Genomic DNA, 25,154 nt, shown 5'->3' on the forward strand with positions numbered 1-25,154 from the left:
CATCAGAGGCCACGGAGTCCACGCAAAGTCCTCTCCATCAGTGATCGGCGTTCGTCGTAGCTCGCCTGCTCGGTCAGCGTCGAATGCACTCGAAGAATCCCGCCCACTACGAGATCGCCGATCATCACCCGGACCATACCCAGTGGGCGACCAAGGTATGCGGCAATCTCGACGACAGAAAGCCGATGTGTGGCAAGACGCACGATTTCGATCCGCAAATCGCCTGCGGACCAGTCGTTGTGCGCTGTATAAGATACCGTTTCGACTACCGCCTCCAAGGGCAGGGCGATCGCGGGCTCGGTGCGGCCGGAGGTCAGGGCATAGGGCCTGACTCGCGTAGTCGGCCGGTTATCGGATCCGTAAGGGCTCGACATCTCACCTCAGCCGGCGGAGCGGGCGGTGGCGGTGACCGCCGAGCCCACCCGGTCGACGAGCAACGCCATCTCGTAGCCGATGCGGCCGATGTCGTGGCTCTTGTTGGCCAGAACCGCCAGGTGCGAACCGTTTCCGACGCTCATCACCAGCAGATAGCCCCGCTGCATCTCCACGATCGACTGCATCACCTTGCCGCCGTCGAACAGGTGCGCCGCACCCATCGACAGGCTGGCCAGACCGGCGGTGACCGCGGCCAATTGCTCGGCGCGGTCCGACGGTAGATGGGGACTGGTCGCCTGGAGCAGTCCGTCGGCCGAGACGAGCACCGCGTGCGAAACGCCGGGTACGTCACGGGTGAAGCGGGCGACCAACCAGTTCAGATTCTCGTCTGTGGGGTGCGCGTTGCTCATTCGAGGCCTCCGTCGTTGTACTGGATCTCGGCACGGCCGCTGCGGACGCCGCTGAGATGTCGGGTCAGGTTGTTGCGGATCTCCTCGGGGTCGCGAGCGCCCTCTTCCTCCGCGGGGGTGAGCCCACCGGGGACGAGCTGAGCGCCCGGCTTGCGAATCGGCAGCCCGCCGCTCGTTCGCGAGGACGTGGGTGGGTGGTCCGCCTCGGCGGCGGCCGACCAGCCCGCGTCGCCCGGGGCGCTCCACGACGCGCCGTTGCCGCTACCGGATTCGGCAGGGGCGGAGGCGGGTTCGACGAGCCACTCCGAGACCATCCGCTGGTAGATCGGGGTCGGTGCCGGGCCGGAGACCGGCTGCAAGCGGGTGCTCGTCGTCGGCATCGGGTCGGCGTCGATGGGCCGCGGCGCCGGCTCGGGCTCCGATGGTGCGGAGGGAGCGGCGAGCTCGGCCAGCGCGCTCGCGGGGATGCGCTGTGGCAGGCCGAAGGGTGAGTCGGGGGCGGGCGCCGGCGGATCGGCGGCCATCGGGAGATCGTCGGTGTCGTGGTCGTGCTCGGCCCACATGCCCGCCGGTGTCTCGTCGTCGGGTTCGACGGCGACCGGTTCCGGTGGGGGCGGCGGTACCGCAGCCGGAACACGTTGGGGGAGGCCGACATCGGTGAGCGAGTTGGTCGGGTTCGCGCCGTTGGCCGGGACGGGCGGGATCGGGCCCGTCGACGCGAAGATCGCGGGCACCGGTAGCGGTGAAGCCGGGAGGCCGAGATCGGTGACGGCGTCCAGCGAAACCAGGGGCCGCGGTCCGGTCGGCATGATCGGATTCGGGCCGGTGATGTCGGCCGGAGTCAGCGCGTACGGGCCGATACCGGCGGGCACCAGCGGATTCGGGCCGGTGGACGGGCCGGAGGGCACGGGCGGCGACGGTGCGACGAGCGCGCTGGGCAGATGCACGCTGGCGGTGATGCCGGGCTGCGGCGCCGCACCGTTGGTACGGCGCAGGCTGACGGTGATGGTGTGCCGCTTGGCGAGCCTGCCGACCACGAAAAGACCCATGCGGCGGGCGGTTTCGATGGTGACCTCACCACCGGAGGCGAGCCGGTCGTTGGTCGTGCGCAGATCGTCGGCCGACATGCCGAGGCCGCGGTCGGTGATCTCGATCAGATAGCCGCTGTCGACCGCCCGGCCGACGATGACCGCCACCGACGTGCTCGGCGGGGAGTAGCGCAGCGCGTTGTCGATGAGCTCGGCGAGCAGGTGCTCGATATCGACCGCGGACTCACCGGCGACGACACCGTCGGGCACATTGCCGATCTCGACCCGCTGGTAGTCCTCCACCTGCGAGACCGCGCTCCACAGCATGTCCGACAGCGGCACCGGCGGCAGATGACCGCGGCGCAGCACGGTTCCTGCCAGCACGAGCAGGTTGTCGCCGTTGCGGCGCATGCGGGTGGCGAGGTGGTCGAGGCGGAACAGGGTCTGCAGGCGCGAGGGGTTGTCCTCGTCGTGCTCGAGTTCCTCGATGAGCGTGAGCTGCTGCTCCACCAGCGACTGGCTGCGCCGCGACAGCGTCTCGAACATGTTGCCGATCTGCAGGCGCAGACGCGCTTGGTCGGCGGCCAGATTCAGCGCCTGCTCGTGGATCTCGTCGACGGCACGGGCGAGCTGGCCGATCTCGTCGGTCGAATGCACGCCGACCGGCGCGATCTCGGGGGTCGCGCCGCCGCTGCGCACGACCGCGAGCTCGTCGGGCAGCTTCACGTGCGCGACCTCGAGCGCGTCGCGGCGCAGCCTGCGCACCGGCACCACCAGGGTGCGGGCCACGGCCAGCGCGAGCGCGAGGCCCGCCAGCAGCATGCCGAGCACCAGGGTGGTTTCGCGCAGGGCACCGGTCTGGGCGGTCGCGGTATTGCTGTCGAGAGTGTTGTCGATGTTGTCGAGCAGCGCGGAGATGGTGGAGGCGTAGGTGTCGGCGCTGACCTGCAGCGTGTTGAGCACCGCCGCGTTGGTGGCCGGATCGCCGTTGTTCTGGCTGAACACACTGATCCGGGTCTGCACCGCGTCGAGCAGCGCCGCCTGGCTGCCCGCGTGCTCGGGCAGGATCATCCCGTAGGTCTTGATCATGTTCGCTTCGGAGCCGAGCTCGACGAGCATCCTCGACCGCGCGCTCTGGCTGCGACCCGACTCGGGCGAGACGACCAGCGTGCGTTCGCGGGTGAGCACCCGGCGGGCCTGGTGCAGGGCGGTCAGCTGGAGGAAGTAGCGCTGCACGACGAAGTCCTCGACCTGGGGGGTCTTCGACAGCGCGTTGCCGATCCGCTCGCCGATCTCGTCGGTCTGCTCGCCGACCATCGCGGGGGAGCCGCCGCGCACGGTGTTGCGCAGGGTGGCGCCGGTGGTGGTGGCCGCGGTGAGCTCACTGGCGACGGCAGGGTCGATGCGGGCCGTGCGCAGCGCGCTCTGCACCTCGGCGAGCGCCTGGTCGTAGGTGGTGAGCGCGGCGTCGGTCTGCGGGTCGGCGATCGCACCCCAGTTGGCGGTCGCCGCGACGGCGAGTTGTTCGGTCGCGGTGGCGAATTTGACGACGGGACGGATGACGGTGGCCTGTTCGGTGGCCGCGCCGAGTTGCGTCATCGTCTGTAGTTCGTTGTTGATCCGGAGCACGGCGAAGGTGGTCGCGAGCATCACCGGCAGCACCAGCACCACACCGACCTTGCGCGTTACCGACCAGTTCGACAGGCTGAATTGCCAGGAGCGCGATGCAGGTTCCATCCGCGTGCGTTGCCTCTGCTTCCACGTGTGACCCCGGCCCGCGCGGGGAGGTCGCGGAGCGATGCGAGCGCAGAACCAACTGGAGGTCTTCTTTTACCGCAGGAAAGATACCGTGCCGAGTGGGCATCGGCAATCCGGGCCACGCGGTCTGTAATTCGCCGAATATGCGCTGACACAACGACGATTCGTTCGGGTTTGTCAAGACCTACAACGCACGTCGCCGCGAACACGACGTTCGGCGCGCCGAGCCCTCTCAGTACGTTCTCAGTCGGTCACGGCAAACTACAGCACATGCGCATTCTGGTAGTCGACGACGATCGCGCGGTGCGGGAATCACTGCGCCGGTCACTGAGCTTCAACGGCTACACCGTCGACCTGGCTGTCGACGGTCTCGACGCACTGGAAAAAGTGACCGCAGCCAGGCCCGATGCCCTTGTCCTCGATGTCATGATGCCGCGCCTCGACGGCCTTGAAGTGTGCCGAAGGCTGCGCAGTACGGGCGACGATCTGCCGATTCTCGTTTTGACCGCGCGCGATTCGGTGTCCGAACGCGTGGCCGGGCTCGACGCGGGTGCCGACGATTATTTGCCGAAACCTTTCGCGTTGGAGGAATTGCTGGCGCGTTTACGCGCGTTGCTGCGTCGCCGAACGCCCGATCCCGGTGAAGCGTCGGAGGCGATGGTGTTCGCTGACTTGTCGCTGGATCCGGTCACGCGCGAGGTTTCGCGCGGCGAACGCGCGATCAGTCTCACGCGAACCGAGTTCTCGTTGCTCGAGATGTTGATGGCAAATCCGCGCCGCGTGCTCACCCGCGGCCGAATCCTCGAAGAGGTCTGGGGCTACGACTTTCCGACCTCCGGCAACGCGCTGGAGGTCTATATCGGCTATTTGCGCCGCAAGACCGAGGCCGATGGCGAGGAGCGACTGATCCACACCGTGCGTGGCGTCGGCTACGTGCTGCGCGAGACCCCTCCGTAGGCGGGCGGCATGGCACACAAGGAACCCGCGGTCGCCGTTCTCGGCAGGCCCGTCGACGCGAGCGAGATGCGTCCGCCGACCCCGCTGACCCGCTCGGTCTCGCTGCGCTGGCGGGTGACACTGCTGGCGGCGTCGGTGGTGCTGATCGCGGTCGCGGTGACCTCGATCGCCGCCTACGCGATGGTGGCGCGCGCCCTGTACGCCGATGTCGACGCCCAGCTGGAAGCCCGCGCGGCGACGATGATCAACAACAATTTCGAGACCGCCGGTTTCCAGTCGATCGTGCTGGCCGGGTTGTTCTCCAACGATGTCGGTGTCGCCCTGATCTACGCCGGTCACAAGCCGTATATGCCGCCCCAGCAGACGATTCCGCCGGTCGGTGCCCAGGAACTCGCGGTGGCCGACGGCAAGATCAACTCGTCGCTGCGCACGGTCGGTGACCAGCGGGTACTCGCCGCGCGCACCAACAGCGGCGCCACGCTGATCATCTCGCAGAAGCTCTACCGCACCCGTGAGGTGCTCGATCAGCTCGCGTGGCTGCTGTTCGTGGTCGGCGCGTGTGGTGTGGTGCTGGCCGCCGCGGCCGGAACCGCGGTGGGCCGCACCGGCCTGCGCCCGATCGCCCGGCTCACCGCCGCGACCGAGCGCGTCGCCCGCACCGACGACCTGACGCCGATCCCGGTGACCGGCGACGACGAATTGGCCAGGCTCACCGAGAGTTTCAACACCATGCTGCGGGCACTGACCGAATCACGCGACCGCCAGCGCAGGCTCGTCGCCGACGCGGGCCACGAGCTGCGGACCCCGCTCACCTCGCTGCGCACCAATATGGAGCTGCTCATCGCCTCTGGCAGACCGGGCGCGCCCCGGCTACCGGACGAGGACATGGCCGAATTGCGCGCCGATGTGGTCGCCCAGATCGGCGAGCTGTCGACCCTGGTCGGCGACCTGGTGGATCTGGCCCGTGAGGACGCCCCCGAAACCGTCTACGAGCGGGTGGATCTCGGCGAGGTGGCCGAGCGTGCGCTCGAGCGTGCCAGGCGCAGGCGAGTGGGGATCACCTTTGTGGCCGATCTGCGGCCGTGGTTTGTCTACGGGCACGAGGCGGGCCTGGAACGGGCCGTCCTCAACGTCCTCGACAACGCGGCCAAGTGGAGTCCGCCCGACGCGGTCGTGCGGATCACCATGCGCCCGGCCGGTCCGGGACTGCTCGAACTGGCCGTCGGCGACGCGGGCCCCGGTATCCCCACCGGCGAACGCGAACTTGTCTTCGAACGCTTCTACCGCACGACCGCCTCGCGGTCGATGCCCGGTTCCGGGCTCGGGCTTGCCATCGTCAAGCAGGTGGTGACCAAACACGGCGGCACCATCGCGGTGGACACCTCCGATCGGGGCGGCGCGCTGGTGCGCATCGTGTTGCCGGGGGAGGCGCCGACCGTTCTCGACGAGTCAGCGGCCGAGTGACCGCCGGAGTCTCGGCGAACTGATAGTCCGATCTCAGGCGCCTCTCAGTAGCCGTCAGGAAGCTGGTCTGCAAGCGTGAGGAGACAGACACCATGACCGACGATCCCCAGCAGCACCCTGCTGACCGGCCGGCCGAGTCCGGCGGGCAACCGGAGTGGCCTACAGATTCAGGCGGGCAACCGGAGTGGCCTACCGAGACCGGGATGGCGCCGGTGCCCGGTGTGCCTGTGTCGGGCTCTTCGCAGGGGCCGGCGGCTGGGTACGGCGGTCAGCCTCCGTTCGGTGGGCACCACGGCGACCAGGCTCCCTTCGGTGGTTCTGGGCCTTTCGGGGGCCCGACGTCGTTCGGTGGTCAGCATCCGCAGGGCGGTCAGGTGCACGGGGTCGCGCCGCAGGCCTTCGGTCCGGCGCCGGCGCCGCAGCGAAAGCCGCTGCGGCTCGGCCTGATCGCAGGTGCGGCGGCATTGGCACTGGTCAGCGGTGGTGTCGGTGGCGTTGTCGGAGTACTCGCCACCGACTCGGATTCCGGGCCGGTGACCAACGCGCTCGAGGCTCCCAAGCCCGCGGTGAACAATGTCGCCAACGCGCCCGCCGGGTCTACTCAGGCGGTGGCGCAGCGGGTGTTGCCCAGTGTCGTGATGATCAAGGTCGCCGGTAGCCGGGCTTCCGGTGAGGGCTCCGGGGTGGTGCTGTCCACCGACGGGCTGATCCTCACCAACAATCACGTCGCCGCCGGCGCGGGTGCCTCGGCGAAGATGGAAGTGGTGTTCAGCGACGGCAGCACCGCGCCCGCCACGATGATCGGCGCGGATCCGGTCTCCGACCTGGCCGTCATCAAGGTCAGCGGCAAGACCGGGCTCACGCCGATCGAGCTCGGCACCTCCGACGGGCTGGCGGTGGGCCAGCCGGTGATCGCGATCGGTTCGCCGCTGGGCCTGGCAGGGACGGTCACCACCGGCATCGTCTCCGCCCTCAATCGCCCGGTCTCGACCAGCGGTGAGGGAACGCCGAGCCAGGTGAACCCGGTGATCGACGCGATCCAGACCGACGCGGCGATCAACCCGGGCAACTCCGGCGGCGCACTGGTCGACGCGCAGGGCAAGCTGATCGGCATCAACACCGCCATCGCCAGCCTCGGCGGCGAGGCGGCGGGCGGCACCCAGAGCGGTTCGATCGGCCTCGGCTTCGCGATCCCGGTGGATCAGGCGCGCCGGGTCGCCGACCAGCTGATCAAGACCGGCCAGGCCACCTACGCCCAGATCGGCATCAAACTGCGCCCGCAGGACACCGCCGCGCGCGTACTCGAGGCCACCCCCGACGGCCCTGCCGCCAAGGCGGGCATCCCCGCGGGCGCCGTCATCACCCGCCTCGACGACCGTCCCATCGACTCGGGCGACGCGCTGATCGCCGCCGTCCGCTCACACCAGCCAGGAGACAAGGTGAAGGTGACTTACACCGACGAACAGGGCGGCAATTCCAAGACCGTCGAGGTCACGCTCACCGCGGCGGCGGCGGAAGGCGGCCGATGATGCGTTCGAACGCAAACCTGTCGTGCGTAGGCGCTACGGTGATGACCATGGACATCGATGCTCCCGTGGCAGGGCGCGCACTGGTTGTTGTCGTCGACGATCGGACGGCTCATGGCGGCGTGGATTCTTTCGGCCCGCTCGTCACCGAACTGCTCAACGAGGCCGGGTTCCTCGTCGACGCCTCGGTGACGGTGCAGGCCGAGGAGGTCGAGATCCGCAACGCTCTCAACACCGCGGTGATCGGCGGTGTCGACCTGGTGATCTCGGTCGGCGGCACCGGCATGTCGCCGCGCGATATCACCCCCGAGGCCACCACCCAGGTGCTCGACCGTGAACTGCCCGGCATCACCGAGGCGCTGCGCGCGTCGGGCCGGGTTGCGGGCTCGCTCGACGCCGGTCTGTCGCGCGGCGTGGCAGGCATCTCCGGCAGCACCCTGGTGGTGAACCTGCCGGGTACCCGCGCGTCGATCCGCGACGGCATGGCCACCCTCGGCCCGCTGGCCAGCAAGGTGATCGGCGAACTGTCCGGTCTGGACGAATGACATCTGATCCCCACGATGCGGTTCCCGGCCCCGATGATCAGGGCCGGGAACCTACGTCGGCGGACGAGCTCCGGCGCAAGGCGGCCGAGGCTGCGCGGCTGGCGAGGATCTTCGGCGATGTGCTGCCGGAGACCACCGGTGACGAGCGCGGCGAGGGCTCGCGCGGCTCCGGCACGGACGAATGGTTACGATCCCAGGTTCCGCCGCACCACGGGTGATCGCCCCGTTATCTACGTAGCCGCTACGTAATAGGCGACCTTCGAAAAGCAGTTTTCAGCGCGAACGCGAACTGCGGACAAATACTCGAGACCACGCGAAAGCGTGGTCTTCTGTCGTTCGGTGACCCAGATCGTTACCTGTTGTCCGATTCTGTCAAGACCTCGTGACAGGTGCCTTCGCGACTGCATCAATGCACGTCAAGGCATGTGGCGATGTACGAATGTGTGCCGTGCTTCACAGTGAAATTTACGAACTCTTTCGTTGCCGTATCCCCGGAACGGCGTTTAATGTTCGCCATTGAGCCACCAACTATCGGTCCCCGCAGTACTCCCACTTCTGTGCGTTGAACCACCCGGTGGAGCCCTGGCTCGGGTTCACCACACCGGCCCCGGCCGTATCGCCAAAATAACAGTTGGTTACGTAACGGCAACAAAGGGGCGACACACTGATCTGGGCCCTGTGAGGTCCATTTGTCCGGCTTCGAAAGTCGAGGTCGGCTGTTAGACACCTGATGAGGGGAAGTATGAGCGAGAACCGCACCACCGGTGTGCGCCGTGGCGTCCGTGCCGCGGGCGTCGGCGCTGCCGCGGCCGCCGTGGCCTTGGGCCTGCTGTCGACCGGTGCCGCCAACGCCGATACCTTCGTGCCGTTGCCGGACGGTCAGAAGGTCAGTCCTGCTGGCGTGACCATCACCCGCACCCACGAGTCGGCCCTGATCTCGCCGTCGCTGGCCGCCAACGGCGCGGGTCGCGTCGTCTGGGTCTCCGGCACCGCGATCGCCGATGTCACCGAAACCCCCGAGGGCGAGGCAGGCCCGTGGAATGGCCCGACCGGCCGCCCGGGTTCCAACAACTCCTCCACCCATGGCACCTCTCAGCTGAACACCGGCTACATCGTCGGTTGCCAGGTGAGCATCGCCGACGACGCGATCGGTGCCGGTATCAAAGCCGGCGTGAACACCACCGGCGGCAGCCTCGGCGGTTCGATCGGCGTCAACCTGGGCCCCGGCGAGGTCAAGTTCGTGCAGATCAGCTCGAAGGACATCCTGAAGGCCGGTACGTACGCGATCGATTACCAGGACGCGGAAATCGAGATCCAGGGCTGCGCCGGCTACGCGCAGGCCCGGGCTTACACCGTGGTCGAGATCATCGGCGACCACTACTCGAAGACCACCCTGTACGGCATGCCGTTCAGCATCGGCTGACGTCTTTCGAATCGGTACGAATCTTCTTCTCGCTACGGCGAACTCACTCCTCGAGGGACAAATCCTATGATCAACCGTAAGTTCATGGCGAAGGTGGCGGGCGTCAGCGCTGCGGCCACCGTGGCCGTCGGCCTGTTCTCCACGGGCGCGGCCAATGCCGACACCTTCATTCCCCTGCCGGGCGGCCACATCACCAAGACGCTGTCCGACGGCACCGTGGTCGACATCGCGCTGGTCGGCGAGTCGGCCAACATCAACCCGTCGATGGGTTCCACCCCGGTCCACCGCAACGCGTGGGTCTCGGGCAGCGCCCAGGTCACCGTCTCCGACGGCGGCTCCGGCAAGATCTTCCCGGGCTACACCGTGGGTTGCCAGGTCAACATCGCCGGTGGCGGCGTGAGCGGTGACGTCGAAGGCTCGGTCTCCGGCGATACGGGCGATGTCGCGGTGGGCACCGGCGGCGAGCTCTCGCTCGGCCCCGGCCAGTCGAAGTCGTTCTACGTCCTCGACATCGAGAAGGCCGACGACTTCGGTTCGGAGTCGCACGGCAAGTCGAACAAGTTCAAGAACGGCTCGGGCTCGGTGACCTGGTCCGACGAGACCATCGGCCTGACCGGTTGCGGCGGCTACGCGCAGGCGCGTGCCTTCGTCTCCGTCGAGGTCGAGACCGACAACGTCATCTCCTGGGTGACCCTGTGGGGCGCTCCGTTCAGCCTCGGCTGATCTGTTCGCATCCCGAACTGAAACGGGCCGGTCGCTACTGCGACCGGCCCGTTTTGTCGTGCGATCCATGTTGTAGCACTGGACATTGCGAGCCCGTCTCATTATGTTGAACCCGAATCGACCGCCCCGGCAGTCGAAGTCATCTTGCGTTTTTCGTTCGCCGATCGGCTGAGATTCGCGCCGATCCGGTGACGACCAGCTTCTCGATCCACCTCCCGGCAGGGCGTATTTGTCCTGTTGCCAGCGGTGCCTGTCCCTTGTGACACACCCCAGCTGGGTCCGGGCGCAACACAGATATCGACCTCGATGGTCGAGGTCGGATTTGCGTACACCTCGAGGGGAAGAATGAGCGAGAACCGCACCAACCGAGGGCGTCGCGGCGCATGGAGCGCTGGCGCCGCAGTGGCCGTGACGATCGGCCTGTTGTCGGCCGGTGCTGCCAACGCGGACACCTTCGTACCGTTGCCGGACGGCCAGAAGCTCGGCCCCGGTGTCACTTTGAGTCGTACCGGCGAGCATGCCGTCATCTCCCCGTCGCTGTCCGCCAACGGTGCTGGTCGGGTGGTGTGGGTATCGGGCAATGCCATTGCCGATGTGCAGGTCACGCCGGAGGGCGAGGTCGGGCCGTACAACGGACCGCGGAACCGTCCCGGCTCCAACAATTCTTCGACGCATGGTGCGTCGCAGCTGAATACGGGTTATATCGTCGGATGCCAGGTGAGCATCGGTGACGAGGCGATCGCCGCTGGGTTCTCCGGTGGAGTGTCGACCCTCGGCGCGTCGGCCGGTGGTGCGATCGGTCTCCATCTCGGCCCCGGTCAGGTCTCTTTCGTGCAGATCGATGCCAAGGACATTCTGAAGCCCGGTGTCTATTCGGTGGAGTACCAGGACGCGGAGATCGAGATCCAGGGTTGCGCGGGCTACGCCCAGGCCCGGTCCTACTCGGTGGTCGAGATCATCGGTGACCACTACTCCAAGACCTCGCTCTACGGAGCGCCGTTCAGCATCGGCTGATCGCGCGGCCGAAACGAAACTCGTTCTCGTTCACACGAATTCACCCTCGAGGGGTCACTGTGATGATCAACCGTAAGAGCATGGCGCGCGTAGCCGGTTTCACGACGGCGGCGACCGTGGCATTGGGTCTGTTGTCCACGGGTGCGGCTAATGCCGATACCTTCGTTCCGCTGCCGGGCGGCCACATCACCAAGACGCTGTCCGACGGCACTGTCGTCGACATCGCGCTGGTCGGCGAGTCCGCCAATATCAATCCGTCCATGGGGTCCACGCCGGCGCATCGCAACGCGTGGGTTTCCGGCAGTGCGCAGGTGTCGGTCTCCGGCGGTGGCAGTGGCAAGATCTTCCCGGGCTACACCGTGGGTTGTCAGGTCAATATCTCCGGTGGCGATGCGCTCGGTGACTCGAGTGCGGAGAGCGATTGGGCAGGCACCGAGCAGAAGGTCGGGGTCGGCACCGGCGGCGAGCTCACCGTCGGCCCCGGTCAATCGAAGTCCTTCTACGTCCTCGATCTCGAAATGCCCGACGACTACGGCAATGAATCCCACAAGACCCGCAATGCCTTCAAGAACGGGTCGGGCTCGGTGACCTGGGCCGACGAAACCATCGGCCTGTCCGGCTGCGGCGGCTACGCCCAGGCCCGTTCCTTCGTGAGCGTCGAGGTGGAAACCGACAACGTCATGAGCTGGGTGACCCTCTGGGGCGCGCCCTTCAGCCTCGGCTGATCGAATAAGACTGCCGGACAACAAGATCGGGGCCTGCTCCGGGGAGCAGGCCCCGATCTCCGTGTCACGGGCGTGGATTCAGTGTGTCCGTTCGCCGTCGGCGTCCGGCTGCGGTTGGGACAACGAGCTGTGCTTACCGTCCGAGCGGCCGCGCTGCTCGGACAGCAGGTCGCGAATCTGAATGAGCAGTTCGTTTTCGGTGAGGCTTTCGTCGGCGTTGGAGAACCGCTTCTTCGCCCTGGTCGCGGGCACCACCAGGATGAAGTAGAGGATCGCCGCGACCAGCAGGAAGTTGATCGCCGCGGTGATGATCGGCCCGACCTCGATGAAGGTGGCCGGCTTATCCGCGACGAGCTGGAAGCCGAGCCCCATCTCGTTCGATCCGCCGAACAGCGCGAGCAACGGATTGATGATCCCCTCGCTGAACGCGGTGACGATCGCGACGAATGCCGTGCCGATGACGACGGCGACCGCCAGATCGACGACGTTGCCGCGGAGCAGAAAGTCCCTGAAACCTTTGAGCATGCCGATGCCTCCTTCGTACAGGAGCCGGCCGGGGCGCTGGGCTCCATATCGAATGTGCGAAACGGTGGTGCTTGGTTCCTGACTGATGCTAATCAGGGTTTCGGCAAATTTCTCGCGAACTTCGACGTGGGCGGGCGATGAACCCGGTCAATGAAGAACGACGGTCAGTGCTGTCCGCAGCGACGCCCCGGCGACAGCGGTGGCGTATTCGGTGTCCAGCGCGACCAGGACCACCCGTTCCGCACCGCGTCGATCGCCGGTCGCGGTGACGAGAACAACCGCGGCATCGGTGGCCAACGTGCGCGCGGGCGTGGTCGCCCCGGGAGCGCCCGCATCCTCGACACCCACGACATCGACACGATCGCCCGCCCGCAACACATCGGCCACCGCGGCATCGGCCAACCGGATCGGCACGATCCGCGCGTCGGCACTGCCCGCGGCGGCCGCGGCCAGCCGTGGGCCGACGACACGCAGATCGGTGAAGGCTTCCCCGGCGTACATGGCGCCGGTCAATGTCGCGCCGAGCAGGGGAGCGGTCTGGCCGACGGAACCTGTTGGCAGCGAACGGGATTCGTGTTGGTCGACGCGCAGGTCGTCGGCGGTGAGCAGTCGGCCCGGCGCGAGATCGCGGGCGGCGACCACCACCGCGACCCTGGCACCGCCGGGATCACCACGCACGAACAACACGACGGCGGCCACGGCCAGTGCCGCGGCGGCGATACGCCGGGCCAGGAGAGCATCGGCCCAGGCAGGACGGTTACCGAGGGCGAAACGCCAGGAACTGCCACGTCCCAGATCGGCGAGACTGCGAGTCATGGGCGAAAGCGTAGAACCGTGGCAGTGCGGAAAAGCCGTCGAAAACCCCGCCTGTGGATAACCGCGGGGCTGTGGATAACTGTCGAAAAGTCAGCTGGCGGCGGCCGGAGTGGAGCTGGTGCTCGCAGTCGACGACGAATTTCCGCTGTCGCTGGATCCGTTGCTGCTGCTGGTGCTGCCGCTCTCGGACGAGGTCTTCGCCGGTTCGCTCGCGGTGGACGCGCCACCACGGCTGTCGGTGCGGTAGAAACCGCTGCCCTTGAACACGATGCCGACCGAGTTGAACAGCTTGCGCAGCTTCCCGGCGCACTGCGGGCATTCCGTCAGCGTGTCGTCGGAGAAGGACTGAACGATGTCGAAGCGGTTGTCACACTGGGTGCACGCATACGAATAAGTTGGCACAGGATCCTCCGCAAGTCTCTCGTCGATCTAGCACTCTACCGCCGACACTGCCAACGTCGCGAATCGCCGTTTCATTCCGGCGAAACGGGGAGGTCGCGGCCCAGCCGTTCCAGCCCGCCACCCGGGGTGAGTGCCCAACCCATTCGCCGATCGTGCGGTTCCTCGGGAAGCCGGTCGACCAGTTCATTATCCCGTACCACGGCGATGAGGCGAACGTCCGCCCGTGCCGCGCCGAGCGTCCGGTCGTAATACCCGGCGCCGCGCCCGAGCCGCACCCCGCGCCGATCCACCGCGAGGGCCGGAACGAGGATCGTCGTGGCTTCGGCCACCACGGCGGGTGGCAGCGTCTCGGTGGCAGGCTCCAGCAGGCCGTAGCGGGCCTTGCGCAGCGAATCCGCGCCCTCGTACCGCGCCCAGCTCAGCGGACCCGGCTCGCCGGTCACCGGCAGCAACACGGTGGCGCCGCGTTCGCGCAGCACGTCGACCATGCGTAGATCGCCGGGTTCGCCACGGACCGGAACGTAGGCGCACACGATGTCATCGGCCCCGGCCAGGCGGGCCGCGGAGGCCGCGAGCGCGGCCGCGTCGACGGCGTGTTCAGCGGAGTCCACCTGCGCGCGAGTGGCCAGGATCTCGCCGCGCCACGCATATTTGGTGCGCTCACCGGGCATCTCCACAGCGACCACCATAGTCTGCACAGGCGCGCGGCGATCCGATGTCCTTTGCGCACGGCCGGAGCGAAGGCGGAGGTACGCATAAGCTCTTGCCGACGCCGGATCGTCGCGCGGAGGCGATCGGACGGCACTGAATGGATAGGGTATGCGCATGACAGACAAGACTTCCGGTTTCCGCACTGCGGTGGTACCCGCGGCCGGACTCGGGACGCGGTTTCTGCCTGCCACCAAGACGGTGCCCAAGGAGTTGCTGCCGGTGGTCGACACCCCCGGCATCGAGCTGGTCGCGGCCGAGGCCGCCGATTCCGGTGCCGACCGGCTGGTGATCGTCACCTCGCCCGGCAAGGACGGCGTGGTCGCCCACTTCGTCGAGGACCTCGTGCTGGAGAGCACCCTGGCCGAGCGCGGGAAGTTCGCGCTGCTGGAGAAGGTTCGCAAGGCCCCGGCGCTGCTCGATGTGACCTCGGTCGTGCAGGAGGAGCCCCTCGGCCTCGGCCACGCCGTCGCCCAGGCCGAATCCGTCCTCGACGACGACGAACTGGCCATCGCCGTGCTGCTGCCCGACGATCTGGTGCTGCCCTGTGGCGTGCTCGAGACGATGAGCCGGGTCCGGCGCGAGCGTGGCGGCTCCGTGCTGTGCGCCATTGATGTACCGAAATCCCAGGTCAGTGCCTACGGCGTCTTCGACGTCGAGGAATGCGCCGACGGCGCCGAGACCGACGTGCTGCGCGTCAAGGGCATGGTCGAGAAGCCCGACCTCGCCGACGCGCCGTCGACCCTGGCCGCCGCCGGTCGCTACCTGCTCGACCGGGTGATCTTCGACGCACTGCGCCGGATCGAGCCGGGCGCGGGTGGGGAGCTGCAGCTCACCGATGCCATCGCCCTGCTGATCGCCGAGGGGCATCCGGTGCACGTGGTGGTCCACCGTGGGTCGCGCCACGACTTGGGCAACCCGGGCGGTTATCTTCGAGCTGCTGTGGATTTCGCCCTCGAGCGGGAGGAATACGGCCCGCAACTGCGCGAGTGGCTGAAGTTCCGGCTCAGTCCGGAGTGGGATCCACAGTCGCCCGTCGCGTAACCGCGGCCAGGTTCACCGCCGCCATAGATTCAGGAGCTCGATGCGCTCGGTTGAGGATCAGCTGATCAAGGTCACCGCGGCTGCGGTCGCACCCCGGCCGGTCCGGGTGGCGATATCCGAAGCCCAGGGTTTGCTGTGCGCGGAGGACGTCGTCACCGAGCGGCCGCTGCCCGGCTTCGATCAGGCCGCCATCGACGGGTACGCGGTGCGCAGCGTCGACGTCACCGCCGCGGGCACCGATGTGCGCGACGAGGAGGGCGAGCTGATCGACCTCACCCTGCCGGTGGTCGGCGAGGTGGTGGCCGGTTCGCGCCAGCCCATCCGCTTGCAGCCGCGCCAGACCGTGCGGGTCGATACCGGCGCGCCGATGCCGACCCTGGCCGATGCGGTGCTGCCGGTGGAGTTCACCGACGGTGGGCGGGCCAGGATCAAGGTTTTCGAGCCGGTTCGCTCGGGCGACTATGTCCGCCGCATCGGTGACGACGTGCAGCCCGGTGACGTGGCCGTGCGGGCGGGCACGATCATCGGCGCGGCCCAGGTGGGCCTGCTCGCGGCGGTCGGCCAGGACAAGGTGCTCGTGCATCCGCGTCCCCGCCTTTCGGTGATCTCCATCGGTGGCGAGCTGATCGATATCGACCGCACGCCCGGTCCCGGCCAGGTCTACGACGTGAACTCCTACGCCCTGGCGGCGGCCGCGCGCGACGCGGGCGCCGATGTGAACCGGGTCGGCATCGTCAGCGCCGATCCGCGCAGGCTGCGTGACGTGGTCGAAGGACAGCTGGTGCGCTCGGAGGTCGTGGTGATCGCCGGTGCGGTCGGCGGCTGGGCGTCGGATCAGGTGCGCGAGGCCCTCGACGGGCTCGGCGAGCTGGAAGTGGACCGCGTGGCGATGCATCCGGGATCGGTGCAGGGTTTCGGTCGGCTCGGCCGCGACGAGGTGCCGACCTTCCTGCTACCGGCCAATCCGGTGAGCGCGCTGGTGGTGTTCGAGGTGATGGTGCGTCCGCTCATCCGGATCGCGCTTGGCCGTCGTCAGCCGATGCGCCGAATTGTCAGCGCCCGCACCATCACTCCCATCACCTCGATGCCGGGCCGCAAGGGTTACCTGCGCGCGCAATTGCTGCGCGACGAGGCGACCGGCGACTATCTCGTGCAGCCGCTCGGCAACGGCAACGCGGGCTCCTCGCATCTGCTGGTGACCCTCGCCGAGGCGAACAGCTTGATCGTGGTGGAACCCGACGACACCGATTTCCGCACCGGTGACGAGGTTCAGGTCGCGTTCCTGGCGCAGCGCGGCTGAAAAGTGGAGTCCATGAACGTATTCCGGGCAGGCCAGCACCCCGGATGGCCCGCTCGGCTCGGCCCGGTACGCGTCGCGGGCGGCACGGTGACCCTGCGACCGGTGCGTTTCCGTGATGCCGCCGCGTGGAGCCGGATCCGGCTGCGCGACCGCGACCACCTCGAGCGCTGGGAACCGACCGGGCGCGGCAGCTGGGAGGCGCGCAACCACGCGTCGAACTGGCCGTCGCTGTGGACGAGCTTGAAGGCCGAGGCCCGGCGCGGAGCGATGATCCCGCTGGTCATCGAGGTCGACGGGCAGTTCAGCGGTCAGCTGACCATCGGCAATATCGTGCGCGGCGCGCTGCGGTCGGGCTGGATCGGGTACTGGGTGGCCAAGGATCTCGGCGGTCAGGGGGTGGCGACCGCCGCGCTCGCGCTCGGTCTCGACCACTGCTTCGGCCCGATCGGCCTGCACCGCGTCGAGGCGACGGTGCGGCCGGAAAACCTTGCCAGCCAGGCGGTTCTGCGCAATGTCGGCTTCCGGGAAGAGGGCATGCTGCGCCGCTACCTCGATGTCGACGGTGCGTGGCGCGATCACCTGCTGGTCGGGCTGACCGTCGAAGAGGTTATGGGCACTGTGGTGGATCGCCTGGTCAGGGAGGGTCGAGCGGCGCAGCCGTGAAATTTCTGTTACTCATGTGGCAGGTGTGCACGGCGCGCCTGCCACACTGACGCGTCTGCCCGAATTAACCTACGGACGTCAGTGGTGCGTCCACAGATGGACAACACGTAGGTGGGGACGGGAGGTGATGACCGCGATGCCGAATTCGATCCTGTGGATCGGACTGGTGGTGCTGTGGGTCTTCGTCCTGTTCCCGATCCTGGCGGACCGGCATCCCCGGATCCGCCGCACCACCGATGCCGCGCTCGCCACACGCGTGCTGCACCGTGGCGGGGCCGAACGACGGATCCGCATCGGCGCGGCAGGCGGTCACGAGAGTGACCCCGACTACCGACCCCGTGTGCTACGCAAGCGCTCCCACCGAACTGATTCGGAGGATCGGATGACGACCGAAGAGCCCGTCACCGAAGATGACGACGAAAAGCTGACCCCCACAGTCGAACTCGAAGCAGCCGAAGCAGAGGTGGACGCCGGCGCGGTCGGAGAGCCCACCGCGACAGCCGATCTCGACGACGACGCAGAAGACACTGCGGCCGAACCACTCTCGGCGGTGGTCGAGGACGAGCCGCCCGTCGCCGCGCGCATCCCACCCGCGCCACCGGCCCGGCTCGACGACCTCGTGGCCCCAGACGCCGAATTCGACGATGACGACGACTTCACCCCGTCGCGTCGCGGTCGCGGCGGCTACGACCCCGAAGCCGACGCCATCGCCCGTGCCGCCCGCTACAGCTTCCGTCAGCGCGCGGTCATGGGCCTGATCATCGGCATGATCCTGTTCGCCGCGTTCGGGCTGCTGCTCAACTCGATGTTCTGGTGGGCGTGCGGGTTGTCGGCGGCGGTGCTCACGGGCTACCTCGCCTACCTGCGCAAGCAGGTCCACGTGGAGGAGGAGATCCGCCGCAGGCGCGCGGCCCGCCTCACCCGCGGCAAGCGCCAGGAAGCCGCCGAAGCCACTCCGGAAGCGGCCAACACCCGTCGCACCATGGACCGCGACACCGCACGCGCCCTGCGCCGCCGCTCCACCCTGCTCGACACCGACGACGAGGATCCGAGGTTCGAGTTCCTCGAGATCTTCGATCCGGCCACTTCTCGCGCGCTCCGCAACCGGGTCGAAGACCTCGGTCAAGCTGTCGGCGAGTAACTGGTGCAACCACGCAAATCAGCAGGTCAGAGTACCGATTCGGTATCGGGGCGCAACCCCTGATACAGTGTCACAGCGCGGTTCGCCAGAGCCGCACGGGGCTATAGCGCAGTTGGTAGCGCGTCTCGTTCGCATCGAGAAGGTCAGGGGTTCGATTCCCCTTAGCTCCACATATGCGCAGGTCAGGCTATGTTTTTGGTCTGACCTGCGCACTATTTTGTCACCACAAAGTCACCACTAATTCAAATGGCAACTACCCGGCGGGGTTCGAGTTGGGCGTTCGTACTTCGAACGGTTCCACGAACGTCTGAATCCGCTACTCGCTATCCGGATCGGCCTTCGAGAGGCCGGTCACCGCTCGGTTGAGGACATCGGCGGCGGCCTTGTGCGGGCGTCCACGTGCCATGTAGTGGCGTTGAGTCATGGCAGGGTCGACGTGGCCGAGGACATCGGCAGTGACCCGGGCCGACAGGCCGGCGTCGTCGAGGATGGTGGCCACGGCGTGGCGGAAGCTGTGTGGAGTGATGTCCTCAGCGAATCCCAGGGCTTCACGGACACGCTGCCAGCCGTGTCCGACGTTTTGCGGGTCACGCAATGTCCCCACGGCTGAGGGGAACACCAGATCCAGGACCTCGATTCCGGGGTCCGGCGGAGAAGGCGGTCGCCGGTTCGCCACCGCGGCTCTGCGGCGTTTGAGCATTGCCAACGCGAACTCGGGCACTGCGATCGTGCCGGTCCGGTTCTTCGGGTCATCTTTCCTGGTCACACGGACCAGTCCTTTGCCTGCGACGCGGACGAGTTTTCCGGTGGGGCGCAGAGTCGAGGCGTCGAGATCGATGTCGGTCCACAACAGTGCGAGCATCTGCGAGCGGCGCAGGCCGGTGGCGGCATAGAGGGTGATGACGTCAGTGAGGTCGGCGCTCTCGCAGTAGGCCGCGACGGTAGGTGGGGTGTAGGCCTTGACCGGTGTGCCGCGTTCTCGTTCGGCTTTGGCGAGTTGCCGCGGGCACGGGATCTGGGAGGTCCGAACTGCGGAGAGGATGAACCGCAGTTCGTCGGCGGTGAGGTCGCCGGCCCCGCCGGTGCGGCCTTTGGCTTCGATGTTTTTCGGCATCTGGACCTCGCGGACCGGGTTGACTTCGAGGGGGCTGGTGCGGACGGCGTAGCGGAACATCCCGGAGAGCACGATGCGCCCGGTGCGCATGTTCGAAGGGCCCCTGGCTTTTCCGACCTCGGTGAGGAAGGTTTCGATGGCTGAGGTGGTGACTTCGAACAGGCGCCGGTCACCGAAGGCGGTGGTGAACATTTTGGCGACTTCGTCGTAGCGGGCGATGGTGTTGGTGGTGCGGTCTTGTGCGATGAGGCCCGCGCGGTAGCGGACCCAGAGGTCGCGCACGGTCATCGATGTGGACAGTTCGCCGCCGAGGCCGACGGAGATGACGGCAGCGGCGGCCATGACGGCGTCGAGGGCTCGTTGGCCGGTACGGTCGGGGATCGGGCGGTGGCGGGAGTCGAGCTTGGTCGGGGAGACACGGATCAGGTCTCGTCGTTTTCCGGAGGAGTCGCGGACCCGTACACGGGCTTTCCAGTGCCCGGGAGCGAGTTCGGTGAGCATCGGTTTGCCGGGGACCCCGAGGGGTCGGGGTGGTCTACCGCGGGTCATGGGTGCACCGATGGAGTCGGTTGTTGTGGGTGGCGGCTGTCTTAGTGTGGTGTGGCAACGAAATCCCTTTCCGCTCGGTGAGTGGGGGAGCCGGCGTCGTCTGCGGGTGGAGTTCGGGGTTCGACCTCGCGCGGTGCGCGTCGACCACGCGGCGTCGGTCCTCTTGACTTATGTCTGGGGAGGAGACTTCTCTGAATGCGCAGGTCTAGTGGCTGCTCCGACCATCACGGTGGCGGCGGCGGTCGACTGTGTGGAGGATTGCTATGTCGCGCGAGAGGCGCCGTGACCGTCTACCTGGCCCTCACTGGCGCACCGGGCACTGATTCGGTTTCGTGGAGTAAGTCCATCTCGGCGAGAGCGACGACGACTGCGAGACCTGTCACCGCGTCGGCGAACTGTTCGGTGTGCGCGTCGACGGCCGTCCCCTCGCGAGCGAGGATGAAGACTCCCGATCGGGCTGCGGCACCGTTGCGTATGCGTGCTCTCCGGGGGAGCGGAATGAAGCCACCACCGGCCCCATTGAAGGCAGGTCATGAGACTGCATGCCGTCGCGGAAGATGCCGATTATTCGGTGGGCGACAACCGGATCGACCTGGTTCACGACGATGGCGCAGTGAGTTCGATGTGGTGGGCAACGAAGAACGAGTGGTTCGGCGGCGAAACCAGCCAAAAGCACCGGCAGTTGCTCACTCACCGGTACCGCGAACTCGCTCTCGCTCACCGTCACCCACCGCCGTCCCGTGCCGCACTTGATGCGTGGATGATCGCAGCAGCCCCCGACATCTGTGGCCCACAACGAATAGCGGCCACCCAGGAGGTTCCGGGGCGGCCGCTAACTCTGTTCGACGGACGACATGTCACAGATTGGCGGAAAGGGATGTGTCGATCTTCGATACCGGTGACTACACGCAGGGCAGGCGCTCTCCCCGTGATCGCGGCGGCGTGCGCCAAACGCCCGTCAGTTGCCGCAGGGTTGCCACCAACCGGCCAACTCCGCAGTGGCCACGTTTCATGCCTAAATTTTACTATCTGACGCGAGCTCGGCCCCGCGAAGTGATTTCCTTATTTGCTCGGAAATGAGTCGTTCAGGAAATTTCAACCAGGGTTTATTGTGGCGCAGATATGAAGCTCTATTACGCGCCTTTCCGGTGGTGTCGTCGGAGTGAATAAACTCGCAGAAAGCATTCGTGCGTAATCCCGATCAGTACTTCGAAATATTCCGTCTGACGCCATCTGGCCTGCACGCTGCGGGCCGTGAAATCGTTGAGTAGAGGACGATCCTTATGATCGCTGGTGACCACGGCATGCGCCATAGGTGCCTTTGAACTGGCGATTACCGGACATCACGTGGGTTGTGAACGCATCGCACCGTGAGCGACGGGAAGCTCCTCCGTTCGATGCTGAACCGTTTGACGCCGAGCGATAAATTATTCCGAGTGGCCCACGACGGGGTTGCTTGAAGTGCGCCTGATCAAGATTTCTGAATAATCCGGTGGCGCGGTGTGCTGCCGTCGCAGGCTACCTTCGCCGCGTCACGTGGTAACTTTTGCTGATGCTAGTTGGTTGCTAAACCGCATGAATTTTGACGTGGCACATAGCCTCTTGTGGAACCTGGGTTTAATGTTGTAGCTGTCGGGCCGCGCAAGGGTCGATGCATTACCCCACGCATGGTGCTGCCCTCACCTGTTCGAGCAGGTGAGGGCAGCTATTTCGTCCATCCGTCCGAGCGTCCAACTCTGAACTATGGAGCACTGATGAGCTTAACGCCGACCAGCGAGAACGCCTACCCTCGACCGCCTGAGTCGCCCGGTAACCATCCCCTGCTGGCCCTTGGGCTGGCAGTCGCACTCGGGACGGCTGCTGGTGTGCTGGTCGGGTGGGAAGCGGCCGTCACCGTCTTGGTCGCGGTACTCGGCTTCTTCGTCGCCTACCGCACCTCCACCAGGCAATAGTCGGTACCGAGACGTCGAAGCGTGCCCTCGCCTCCCTCGGTGGCGAGGGCGCGCCGACGCTATGCGGAGCAGTCACTGCTGTTCCCTGGATCCCGCTGGTATCAGTGCGGTCGCGCGCTGATACGCATCGAGCACGGCCGGATCGAACGGTATCGTCATGGCACGTCGCGCTTCGTGGTCATGTTCAGGTACTTGCGATCGCCGAGCTCGAAATGGCTAGTGGGATCTAGGCCGTGGGTGACTCAGTCGCGCACCTGGCGTTTGACCTTCCCGTCGCGGATGCGGGCGACGTATCAGTGGATACAGGCCGCCCATGAAGTCGGCCGTGGCTGCGGATTCGACACCGACTTCCCCGGTCGCCCCGGCGAGTTCGTGGTCTGGGGGTCCGCACGCGACCAGGTCGATGGGTGCGGCAACGCCGTCTCTCCAGCGGTCGGCGCCTGGATCGGGCAGCGGCTGCCTGAGGTGCTGCACACCGCAGAAGCCATAGTCTGAGACAAGGCGGGACCGGGTTGTTCCAACCATCTCGGTCCCGTCGACCATCCTTTCACCCTCCGAGCGCGCTGCCAGGTGGCCGTCACCAGTGACGCAGTCCAGCGAACTTGGCTGGCGGTGATGGTGTGGTGCACGATCCGGTCCCGCAGCGCGGGTGCGCTCATGCTGGTGGGTACGCGCGTGATGCCGACCGCGGTCGCGATCTGGCGCAGGGTCGGCTTGCCCAGTCCGGCGAGGTAGGCCATACCGGTGTCGGCGGTGCAGGTGCGCAGGTACGCGGCCACGTCGGCTGCGCTGGCACCGGCAGCCGGGGCGGGCACGGAGGCGGCGGGGGGTGGCCGCCACCGGCGTACGCGCCGGGACGGGGACCGGGGCGGGAGTGGCCGCCACGCCGGCGAGGTCGGTAGCCAGCGCCGCCGCGCGCTGAGCGTGCGCGGCGGCCTCGGCCCACTACGCGGCGTCGGTGGCGGTCTGAGCGGCAGCGAGAGCCGCGCTCACCGCGGCGGCCAGCGTGGTGTTCATGGTGTTTCCCCTCCCAGGTCAGAGGCGGTTTCGGCTGCCTGCTCACCCGGCGTAACACCGCTGAATTTTCAGCGCTAGAGCCGAGATATTCAGTGCCGCAACGAATTTAGTGGAAGTACGTCGACGAGATATTGCCGGGTTCACAGGTGGACTGACTACGCCACCAGAGCGCTGCACCCCCTCCCGATAGCTTCCGGGCTGCACGCTGGAACTAGGCCATGACCTGTGATCCTCCGCCCCGAAACGCCTGGAGCGTGCAGTCAGCACCGGTGGATCCACGAAAGGAACGACATGTTCAAGATCGAGCTCTCTGCCGAAGTGCAGCAGCAGGTCGCCAAGGAAGCGACCAAGTGTGCGAACAGTCCCGCCATTCAGGCGAAGGCGGCCCGCATTCTGGAACCTGTATTCGAGATGCTGCGGGACCTCGCGCCCAGTGTCGCTCTCGCTGACCGTGTCGTCGAGCTCTCGCCGCTCCGCCCGCGCGGGTAGCCGGTAGCACCGAACATGCGACGGGCTGCCTGGAACAACCGGCAGCCCGTCGCATGTGGCACTGCGGAGCCGAGTTGCCAGCGGCACGTGACGGTGCCCGGCTGTTCAGGGGTAGCGGTGTCATGGGGCGCCCATGGTCACCAGAAAAGTTCGATCAGGTCAGGTCCGCGTCGGTCAGGTCCGCGCCGTACAGGGGGCAGGTATTCGGTGGTCAGCGGATGACTTGGCCTGAGTCCTGCGTGACCAACCCGCCCTTCAATGGGGTTGCACTTATAAGTGAAACCGAGTTACGGTTGGTGTAATACAAGCAGGAGGTCCGAGACGATGAACGCGTTGGTTGATAGCAGCGTCGGGAAGACGACGCTAACGGTGACATCCGATCAGATGTCGCAGGCCGAGGCATTCGACCCGACGGCACTGCGGTCGGTGGCACCAGCGGAACTGGCCGAGATTCTCGCCAAGGTGGTGCGAACCGTCGCCGCCGGCGGCACGGTGACGATCGGGTCGATGCCCGACGAGCTGACCACGTCCTCGGCGGCGGATCTGCTCGGCATCTCCCGACCGACGCTGATGAAACTAGTCCGGGAAGGTCAGATCGCCGCGCATAAGGTCGGAACCCACACCCGACTCAACACGACCGACGTTCTTGCCTACCAGGACCGGCTGCGCCAGCGGCAACGCGCGGCATTGCAGGAGCTTCGCGACTTCGAAGAGGCGGAGGGGCTGGACTACTGACAGTCTGAGACCGGCCGTGGCGCAAGGTCGGTCGGCGCCGACATCTATTGTCACTCAGGTGAGTTCACGAGTTCCCCACGTGCTGCCGGACGCGAACGTGCTGTATTCGCGAACGCTGCGAGACTGGATCTGCCTGATGGCCAACAGGTCCGGCCCACCGCTGTTCCACCTGCGCTGGACCGAGGACATACTGGCGGAGCTGGTCTATCACCTGCGCAAGAACCGCCCGCTCTTCTCCGATCATCAGATCGGAGGAGTGCGGGATCGCGTCGTCTCCGTCGCCGAGCACGGCCGGATTCGTGGATATGAGATCGACCCCGACCTCGCGTATACCGACAAGTACGACGCGCACCTGCATGCCGCCGCCGAACACGCCGGCGTCGAGTACGTCATCACCGATGACCGCAAATATCACGACTTCGCCGCCGCCAACGACGATCACCTCGGCTACGAGGTGTACACCTCGGACGACTTTCTGATGCTTGTCCACCGGGACTCGATCGCCACGGTCCGCGAAGCGCTACTCGCCCAGATCGAGTACCACCACCGACTAGGCAAACCGTTCAACCTCGCCTCCCGTCTTGAGGCCGCGAAGGCCCCCAATTTCGCCGCCGCAATCCGCGAGATGATGCAGACGCCAGCCGTTGCTCGGGCCCTTGCCGGTGCATCCAAGAGCACCTGAAGCGACGTTCATCGCCGCTGGCGCGTGCAGATGTCAGGGTCGCCGTAGTATCCGTTGGTTCTATCGGTG

27 protein-coding genes and 1 tRNA gene are annotated in these 25,154 nt (G+C 66.8%); 19 read left to right on the forward strand and 9 right to left on the reverse strand.

Translation table 11 applies throughout. The features are described from left to right. Window positions 1–2 precede the first annotated feature (2 nt). The 3 genes from ACFWPK_RS05745 to ACFWPK_RS05755 are packed head-to-tail and all read right to left on the reverse strand — an operon-like array spanning window position 3 to window position 3,550. On the reverse strand, window positions 3–374 hold the full coding sequence (locus ACFWPK_RS05745) for a DUF742 domain-containing protein (protein ID WP_378913392.1): 372 nt from the start codon (window positions 372–374) through the stop codon (window positions 3–5). A gap of 6 nt (window positions 375–380) precedes the next feature. After that, window positions 381–785 (reverse strand): roadblock/LC7 domain-containing protein, encoded by a 405-nt coding sequence (locus tag ACFWPK_RS05750; protein ID WP_019049250.1) that lies wholly within the window; start codon window positions 783–785, stop codon window positions 381–383. Beyond that, window positions 782–3,550: an ATP-binding protein gene (locus ACFWPK_RS05755; protein WP_378913393.1), complete on the reverse strand. Its 2,769-nt coding sequence runs from the start codon at window positions 3,548–3,550 to the stop codon at window positions 782–784. The genes ACFWPK_RS05750 and ACFWPK_RS05755 overlap by 4 nt, the downstream gene beginning before the upstream one ends. A 291-nt stretch (window positions 3,551–3,841) precedes the next feature. Between ACFWPK_RS05755 and ACFWPK_RS05760 the strand changes: the two genes are divergently transcribed. The 9 genes from ACFWPK_RS05760 to ACFWPK_RS05800 all read left to right on the forward strand — a co-directional run bounded on the left by ACFWPK_RS05760 (window position 3,842) and on the right by ACFWPK_RS05800 (window position 11,948). Continuing rightward, window positions 3,842–4,528: a response regulator transcription factor gene (locus tag ACFWPK_RS05760; protein WP_358071318.1), complete on the forward strand. Its 687-nt coding sequence runs from the start codon at window positions 3,842–3,844 to the stop codon at window positions 4,526–4,528. Between the two features lie 9 nt (window positions 4,529–4,537). Then, entirely contained in the window at window positions 4,538–5,992 is a 1,455-nt protein-coding gene (locus ACFWPK_RS05765; protein ID WP_378913394.1) for an ATP-binding protein, read from the forward strand. Between the two features lie 92 nt (window positions 5,993–6,084). Then, window positions 6,085–7,521 carry a S1C family serine protease gene (locus ACFWPK_RS05770; protein ID WP_378913395.1) on the forward strand — a complete coding sequence of 479 codons (1,437 nt, stop codon included), beginning with the start codon at window positions 6,085–6,087 and terminating at the stop codon, window positions 7,519–7,521. Beyond that, a complete protein-coding gene (locus tag ACFWPK_RS05775; protein ID WP_378913396.1) occupies window positions 7,521–8,063 on the forward strand; it encodes a molybdenum cofactor biosynthesis protein B in 543 nt (180 codons plus the stop codon). Before ACFWPK_RS05770 ends, ACFWPK_RS05775 begins: the two co-directional genes overlap by 1 nt. Next, window positions 8,060–8,281 carry a hypothetical protein gene (locus ACFWPK_RS05780; protein ID WP_378913397.1) on the forward strand — a complete coding sequence of 74 codons (222 nt, stop codon included), beginning with the start codon at window positions 8,060–8,062 and terminating at the stop codon, window positions 8,279–8,281. The genes ACFWPK_RS05775 and ACFWPK_RS05780 overlap by 4 nt, the downstream gene beginning before the upstream one ends. Window positions 8,282–8,805: 524 nt before the next feature. Then, window positions 8,806–9,486, forward strand: a complete 681-nt coding sequence (locus ACFWPK_RS05785) for an MspA family porin (protein WP_378913398.1) — start codon at window positions 8,806–8,808, stop codon at window positions 9,484–9,486. 66 nt (window positions 9,487–9,552) lie between these two features. Then, on the forward strand, window positions 9,553–10,209 hold the full coding sequence (locus ACFWPK_RS05790; RefSeq protein WP_378913399.1) for an MspA family porin: 657 nt from the start codon (window positions 9,553–9,555) through the stop codon (window positions 10,207–10,209). A gap of 345 nt (window positions 10,210–10,554) precedes the next feature. After that, entirely contained in the window at window positions 10,555–11,223 is a 669-nt protein-coding gene (locus ACFWPK_RS05795) for an MspA family porin (RefSeq protein WP_378913400.1), read from the forward strand. 62 nt (window positions 11,224–11,285) lie between these two features. Next, window positions 11,286–11,948 carry an MspA family porin gene (locus ACFWPK_RS05800; RefSeq protein WP_378913401.1) on the forward strand — a complete coding sequence of 221 codons (663 nt, stop codon included), beginning with the start codon at window positions 11,286–11,288 and terminating at the stop codon, window positions 11,946–11,948. A 78-nt stretch (window positions 11,949–12,026) separates the two neighbouring features. Here the strand turns inward: ACFWPK_RS05800 and mscL are convergent, their stop codons facing one another. The 4 genes from mscL to ACFWPK_RS05820 form a co-directional block, all read right to left on the reverse strand. Beyond that, on the reverse strand, window positions 12,027–12,473 hold the full coding sequence (gene mscL, locus ACFWPK_RS05805) for a large conductance mechanosensitive channel protein MscL (RefSeq protein WP_378913402.1): 447 nt from the start codon (window positions 12,471–12,473) through the stop codon (window positions 12,027–12,029). Window positions 12,474–12,620: 147 nt separating this feature from the next. Next, window positions 12,621–13,289, reverse strand: coding sequence for an SAF domain-containing protein (locus tag ACFWPK_RS05810; RefSeq protein WP_378913403.1), 669 nt, complete (start codon window positions 13,287–13,289; stop codon window positions 12,621–12,623). Window positions 13,290–13,379: 90 nt separating this feature from the next. After that, entirely contained in the window at window positions 13,380–13,691 is a 312-nt protein-coding gene (locus ACFWPK_RS05815; protein ID WP_378913404.1) for an FmdB family zinc ribbon protein, read from the reverse strand. Between the two features lie 71 nt (window positions 13,692–13,762). Continuing rightward, entirely contained in the window at window positions 13,763–14,362 is a 600-nt protein-coding gene (locus tag ACFWPK_RS05820) for a 5-formyltetrahydrofolate cyclo-ligase (RefSeq protein ID WP_378913476.1), read from the reverse strand. 154 nt (window positions 14,363–14,516) lie between these two features. Between ACFWPK_RS05820 and ACFWPK_RS05825 the strand changes: the two genes are divergently transcribed. The 5 genes from ACFWPK_RS05825 to ACFWPK_RS05845 all read left to right on the forward strand — a co-directional run bounded on the left by ACFWPK_RS05825 (window position 14,517) and on the right by ACFWPK_RS05845 (window position 18,717). Next, window positions 14,517–15,443, forward strand: a complete 927-nt coding sequence (locus tag ACFWPK_RS05825; RefSeq protein ID WP_378913405.1) for a UTP--glucose-1-phosphate uridylyltransferase — start codon at window positions 14,517–14,519, stop codon at window positions 15,441–15,443. A gap of 40 nt (window positions 15,444–15,483) precedes the next feature. Next, window positions 15,484–16,743, forward strand: a complete 1,260-nt coding sequence (gene glp / locus ACFWPK_RS05830) for a gephyrin-like molybdotransferase Glp (RefSeq protein WP_378913407.1) — start codon at window positions 15,484–15,486, stop codon at window positions 16,741–16,743. A 12-nt stretch (window positions 16,744–16,755) separates the two neighbouring features. Beyond that, on the forward strand, window positions 16,756–17,406 hold the full coding sequence (locus ACFWPK_RS05835) for a GNAT family N-acetyltransferase (RefSeq protein WP_378913408.1): 651 nt from the start codon (window positions 16,756–16,758) through the stop codon (window positions 17,404–17,406). Between the two features lie 136 nt (window positions 17,407–17,542). After that, the gene (gene glpR, locus ACFWPK_RS05840) at window positions 17,543–18,547 is read left to right on the forward strand and encodes a gephyrin-like molybdotransferase receptor GlpR (protein WP_378913409.1); all 1,005 of its coding nucleotides are present in this window, start codon (window positions 17,543–17,545) and stop codon (window positions 18,545–18,547) included. A gap of 97 nt (window positions 18,548–18,644) precedes the next feature. Continuing rightward, window positions 18,645–18,717, forward strand: a tRNA-Ala gene (locus tag ACFWPK_RS05845). A gap of 146 nt (window positions 18,718–18,863) precedes the next feature. Here the strand turns inward: ACFWPK_RS05845 and ACFWPK_RS05850 are convergent. Both ACFWPK_RS05850 and ACFWPK_RS05855 read right to left on the reverse strand, forming a co-directional pair. Further along, a complete protein-coding gene (locus ACFWPK_RS05850) occupies window positions 18,864–20,210 on the reverse strand; it encodes a tyrosine-type recombinase/integrase (RefSeq protein ID WP_378913410.1) in 1,347 nt (448 codons plus the stop codon). A 379-nt stretch (window positions 20,211–20,589) separates the two neighbouring features. After that, the gene (locus ACFWPK_RS05855) at window positions 20,590–20,931 is read right to left on the reverse strand and encodes a hypothetical protein (protein ID WP_378913411.1); all 342 of its coding nucleotides are present in this window, start codon (window positions 20,929–20,931) and stop codon (window positions 20,590–20,592) included. Window positions 20,932–21,964: 1,033 nt separating this feature from the next. On the opposite strand from ACFWPK_RS05855, the gene ACFWPK_RS05860 reads away from it, so the two are divergent. From ACFWPK_RS05860 to ACFWPK_RS05880, 5 genes are all read left to right on the forward strand, one after another. Further along, window positions 21,965–22,162 carry a hypothetical protein gene (locus ACFWPK_RS05860; protein ID WP_378913412.1) on the forward strand — a complete coding sequence of 66 codons (198 nt, stop codon included), beginning with the start codon at window positions 21,965–21,967 and terminating at the stop codon, window positions 22,160–22,162. A gap of 237 nt (window positions 22,163–22,399) precedes the next feature. Continuing rightward, window positions 22,400–22,657 carry a hypothetical protein gene (locus ACFWPK_RS05865; RefSeq protein WP_378913413.1) on the forward strand — a complete coding sequence of 86 codons (258 nt, stop codon included), beginning with the start codon at window positions 22,400–22,402 and terminating at the stop codon, window positions 22,655–22,657. Window positions 22,658–23,470: 813 nt separating this feature from the next. Next, complete coding sequence (locus ACFWPK_RS05870; protein WP_378913414.1) at window positions 23,471–23,668, forward strand: hypothetical protein; 198 nt, start codon at window positions 23,471–23,473, stop codon at window positions 23,666–23,668. A gap of 324 nt (window positions 23,669–23,992) precedes the next feature. Further along, on the forward strand, window positions 23,993–24,403 hold the full coding sequence (locus ACFWPK_RS05875) for a helix-turn-helix domain-containing protein (protein ID WP_378913415.1): 411 nt from the start codon (window positions 23,993–23,995) through the stop codon (window positions 24,401–24,403). A 79-nt stretch (window positions 24,404–24,482) separates the two neighbouring features. Then, window positions 24,483–25,085 carry a PIN domain-containing protein gene (locus ACFWPK_RS05880; RefSeq protein ID WP_378913477.1) on the forward strand — a complete coding sequence of 201 codons (603 nt, stop codon included), beginning with the start codon at window positions 24,483–24,485 and terminating at the stop codon, window positions 25,083–25,085. Window positions 25,086–25,154: the final 69 nt, after the last annotated feature.

Origin of the sequence: Nocardia sp. NPDC058519, assembly GCF_042719755.1 — a bacterium.
Lineage (GTDB): Bacteria > Actinomycetota > Actinomycetes > Mycobacteriales > Mycobacteriaceae > Nocardia.

Coding starts and splice junctions, on each gene's coding strand:
- ACFWPK_RS05810 (WP_378913403.1), bottom strand. CDS start 13,289: ATGACTCGCAGTCTCGCCGATCTGGGACGTGGCAGTTCCTGGCGTTTC.
- ACFWPK_RS05825 (WP_378913405.1), top strand. CDS start 14,517: ATGACAGACAAGACTTCCGGTTTCCGCACTGCGGTGGTACCCGCGGCC.
- ACFWPK_RS05765 (WP_378913394.1), top strand. CDS start 4,538: ATGGCACACAAGGAACCCGCGGTCGCCGTTCTCGGCAGGCCCGTCGAC.
- ACFWPK_RS05860 (WP_378913412.1), top strand. CDS start 21,965: ATGAGCTTAACGCCGACCAGCGAGAACGCCTACCCTCGACCGCCTGAG.
- glpR (WP_378913409.1), top strand. CDS start 17,543: ATGCCGAATTCGATCCTGTGGATCGGACTGGTGGTGCTGTGGGTCTTC.
- ACFWPK_RS05785 (WP_378913398.1), top strand. CDS start 8,806: ATGAGCGAGAACCGCACCACCGGTGTGCGCCGTGGCGTCCGTGCCGCG.
- ACFWPK_RS05795 (WP_378913400.1), top strand. CDS start 10,555: ATGAGCGAGAACCGCACCAACCGAGGGCGTCGCGGCGCATGGAGCGCT.
- ACFWPK_RS05760 (WP_358071318.1), top strand. CDS start 3,842: ATGCGCATTCTGGTAGTCGACGACGATCGCGCGGTGCGGGAATCACTG.
- ACFWPK_RS05755 (WP_378913393.1), bottom strand. CDS start 3,550: ATGGAACCTGCATCGCGCTCCTGGCAATTCAGCCTGTCGAACTGGTCG.
- ACFWPK_RS05780 (WP_378913397.1), top strand. CDS start 8,060: ATGACATCTGATCCCCACGATGCGGTTCCCGGCCCCGATGATCAGGGC.
- ACFWPK_RS05850 (WP_378913410.1), bottom strand. CDS start 20,210: ATGACCCGCGGTAGACCACCCCGACCCCTCGGGGTCCCCGGCAAACCG.
- ACFWPK_RS05820 (WP_378913476.1), bottom strand. CDS start 14,362: ATGCCCGGTGAGCGCACCAAATATGCGTGGCGCGGCGAGATCCTGGCC.
- mscL (WP_378913402.1), bottom strand. CDS start 12,473: ATGCTCAAAGGTTTCAGGGACTTTCTGCTCCGCGGCAACGTCGTCGAT.
- ACFWPK_RS05875 (WP_378913415.1), top strand. CDS start 23,993: ATGAACGCGTTGGTTGATAGCAGCGTCGGGAAGACGACGCTAACGGTG.
- ACFWPK_RS05775 (WP_378913396.1), top strand. CDS start 7,521: ATGCGTTCGAACGCAAACCTGTCGTGCGTAGGCGCTACGGTGATGACC.
- ACFWPK_RS05800 (WP_378913401.1), top strand. CDS start 11,286: ATGATCAACCGTAAGAGCATGGCGCGCGTAGCCGGTTTCACGACGGCG.
- glp (WP_378913407.1), top strand. CDS start 15,484: ATGCGCTCGGTTGAGGATCAGCTGATCAAGGTCACCGCGGCTGCGGTC.
- ACFWPK_RS05870 (WP_378913414.1), top strand. CDS start 23,471: ATGTTCAAGATCGAGCTCTCTGCCGAAGTGCAGCAGCAGGTCGCCAAG.
- ACFWPK_RS05750 (WP_019049250.1), bottom strand. CDS start 785: ATGAGCAACGCGCACCCCACAGACGAGAATCTGAACTGGTTGGTCGCC.
- ACFWPK_RS05770 (WP_378913395.1), top strand. CDS start 6,085: ATGACCGACGATCCCCAGCAGCACCCTGCTGACCGGCCGGCCGAGTCC.
- ACFWPK_RS05835 (WP_378913408.1), top strand. CDS start 16,756: ATGAACGTATTCCGGGCAGGCCAGCACCCCGGATGGCCCGCTCGGCTC.
- ACFWPK_RS05745 (WP_378913392.1), bottom strand. CDS start 374: ATGTCGAGCCCTTACGGATCCGATAACCGGCCGACTACGCGAGTCAGG.
- ACFWPK_RS05790 (WP_378913399.1), top strand. CDS start 9,553: ATGATCAACCGTAAGTTCATGGCGAAGGTGGCGGGCGTCAGCGCTGCG.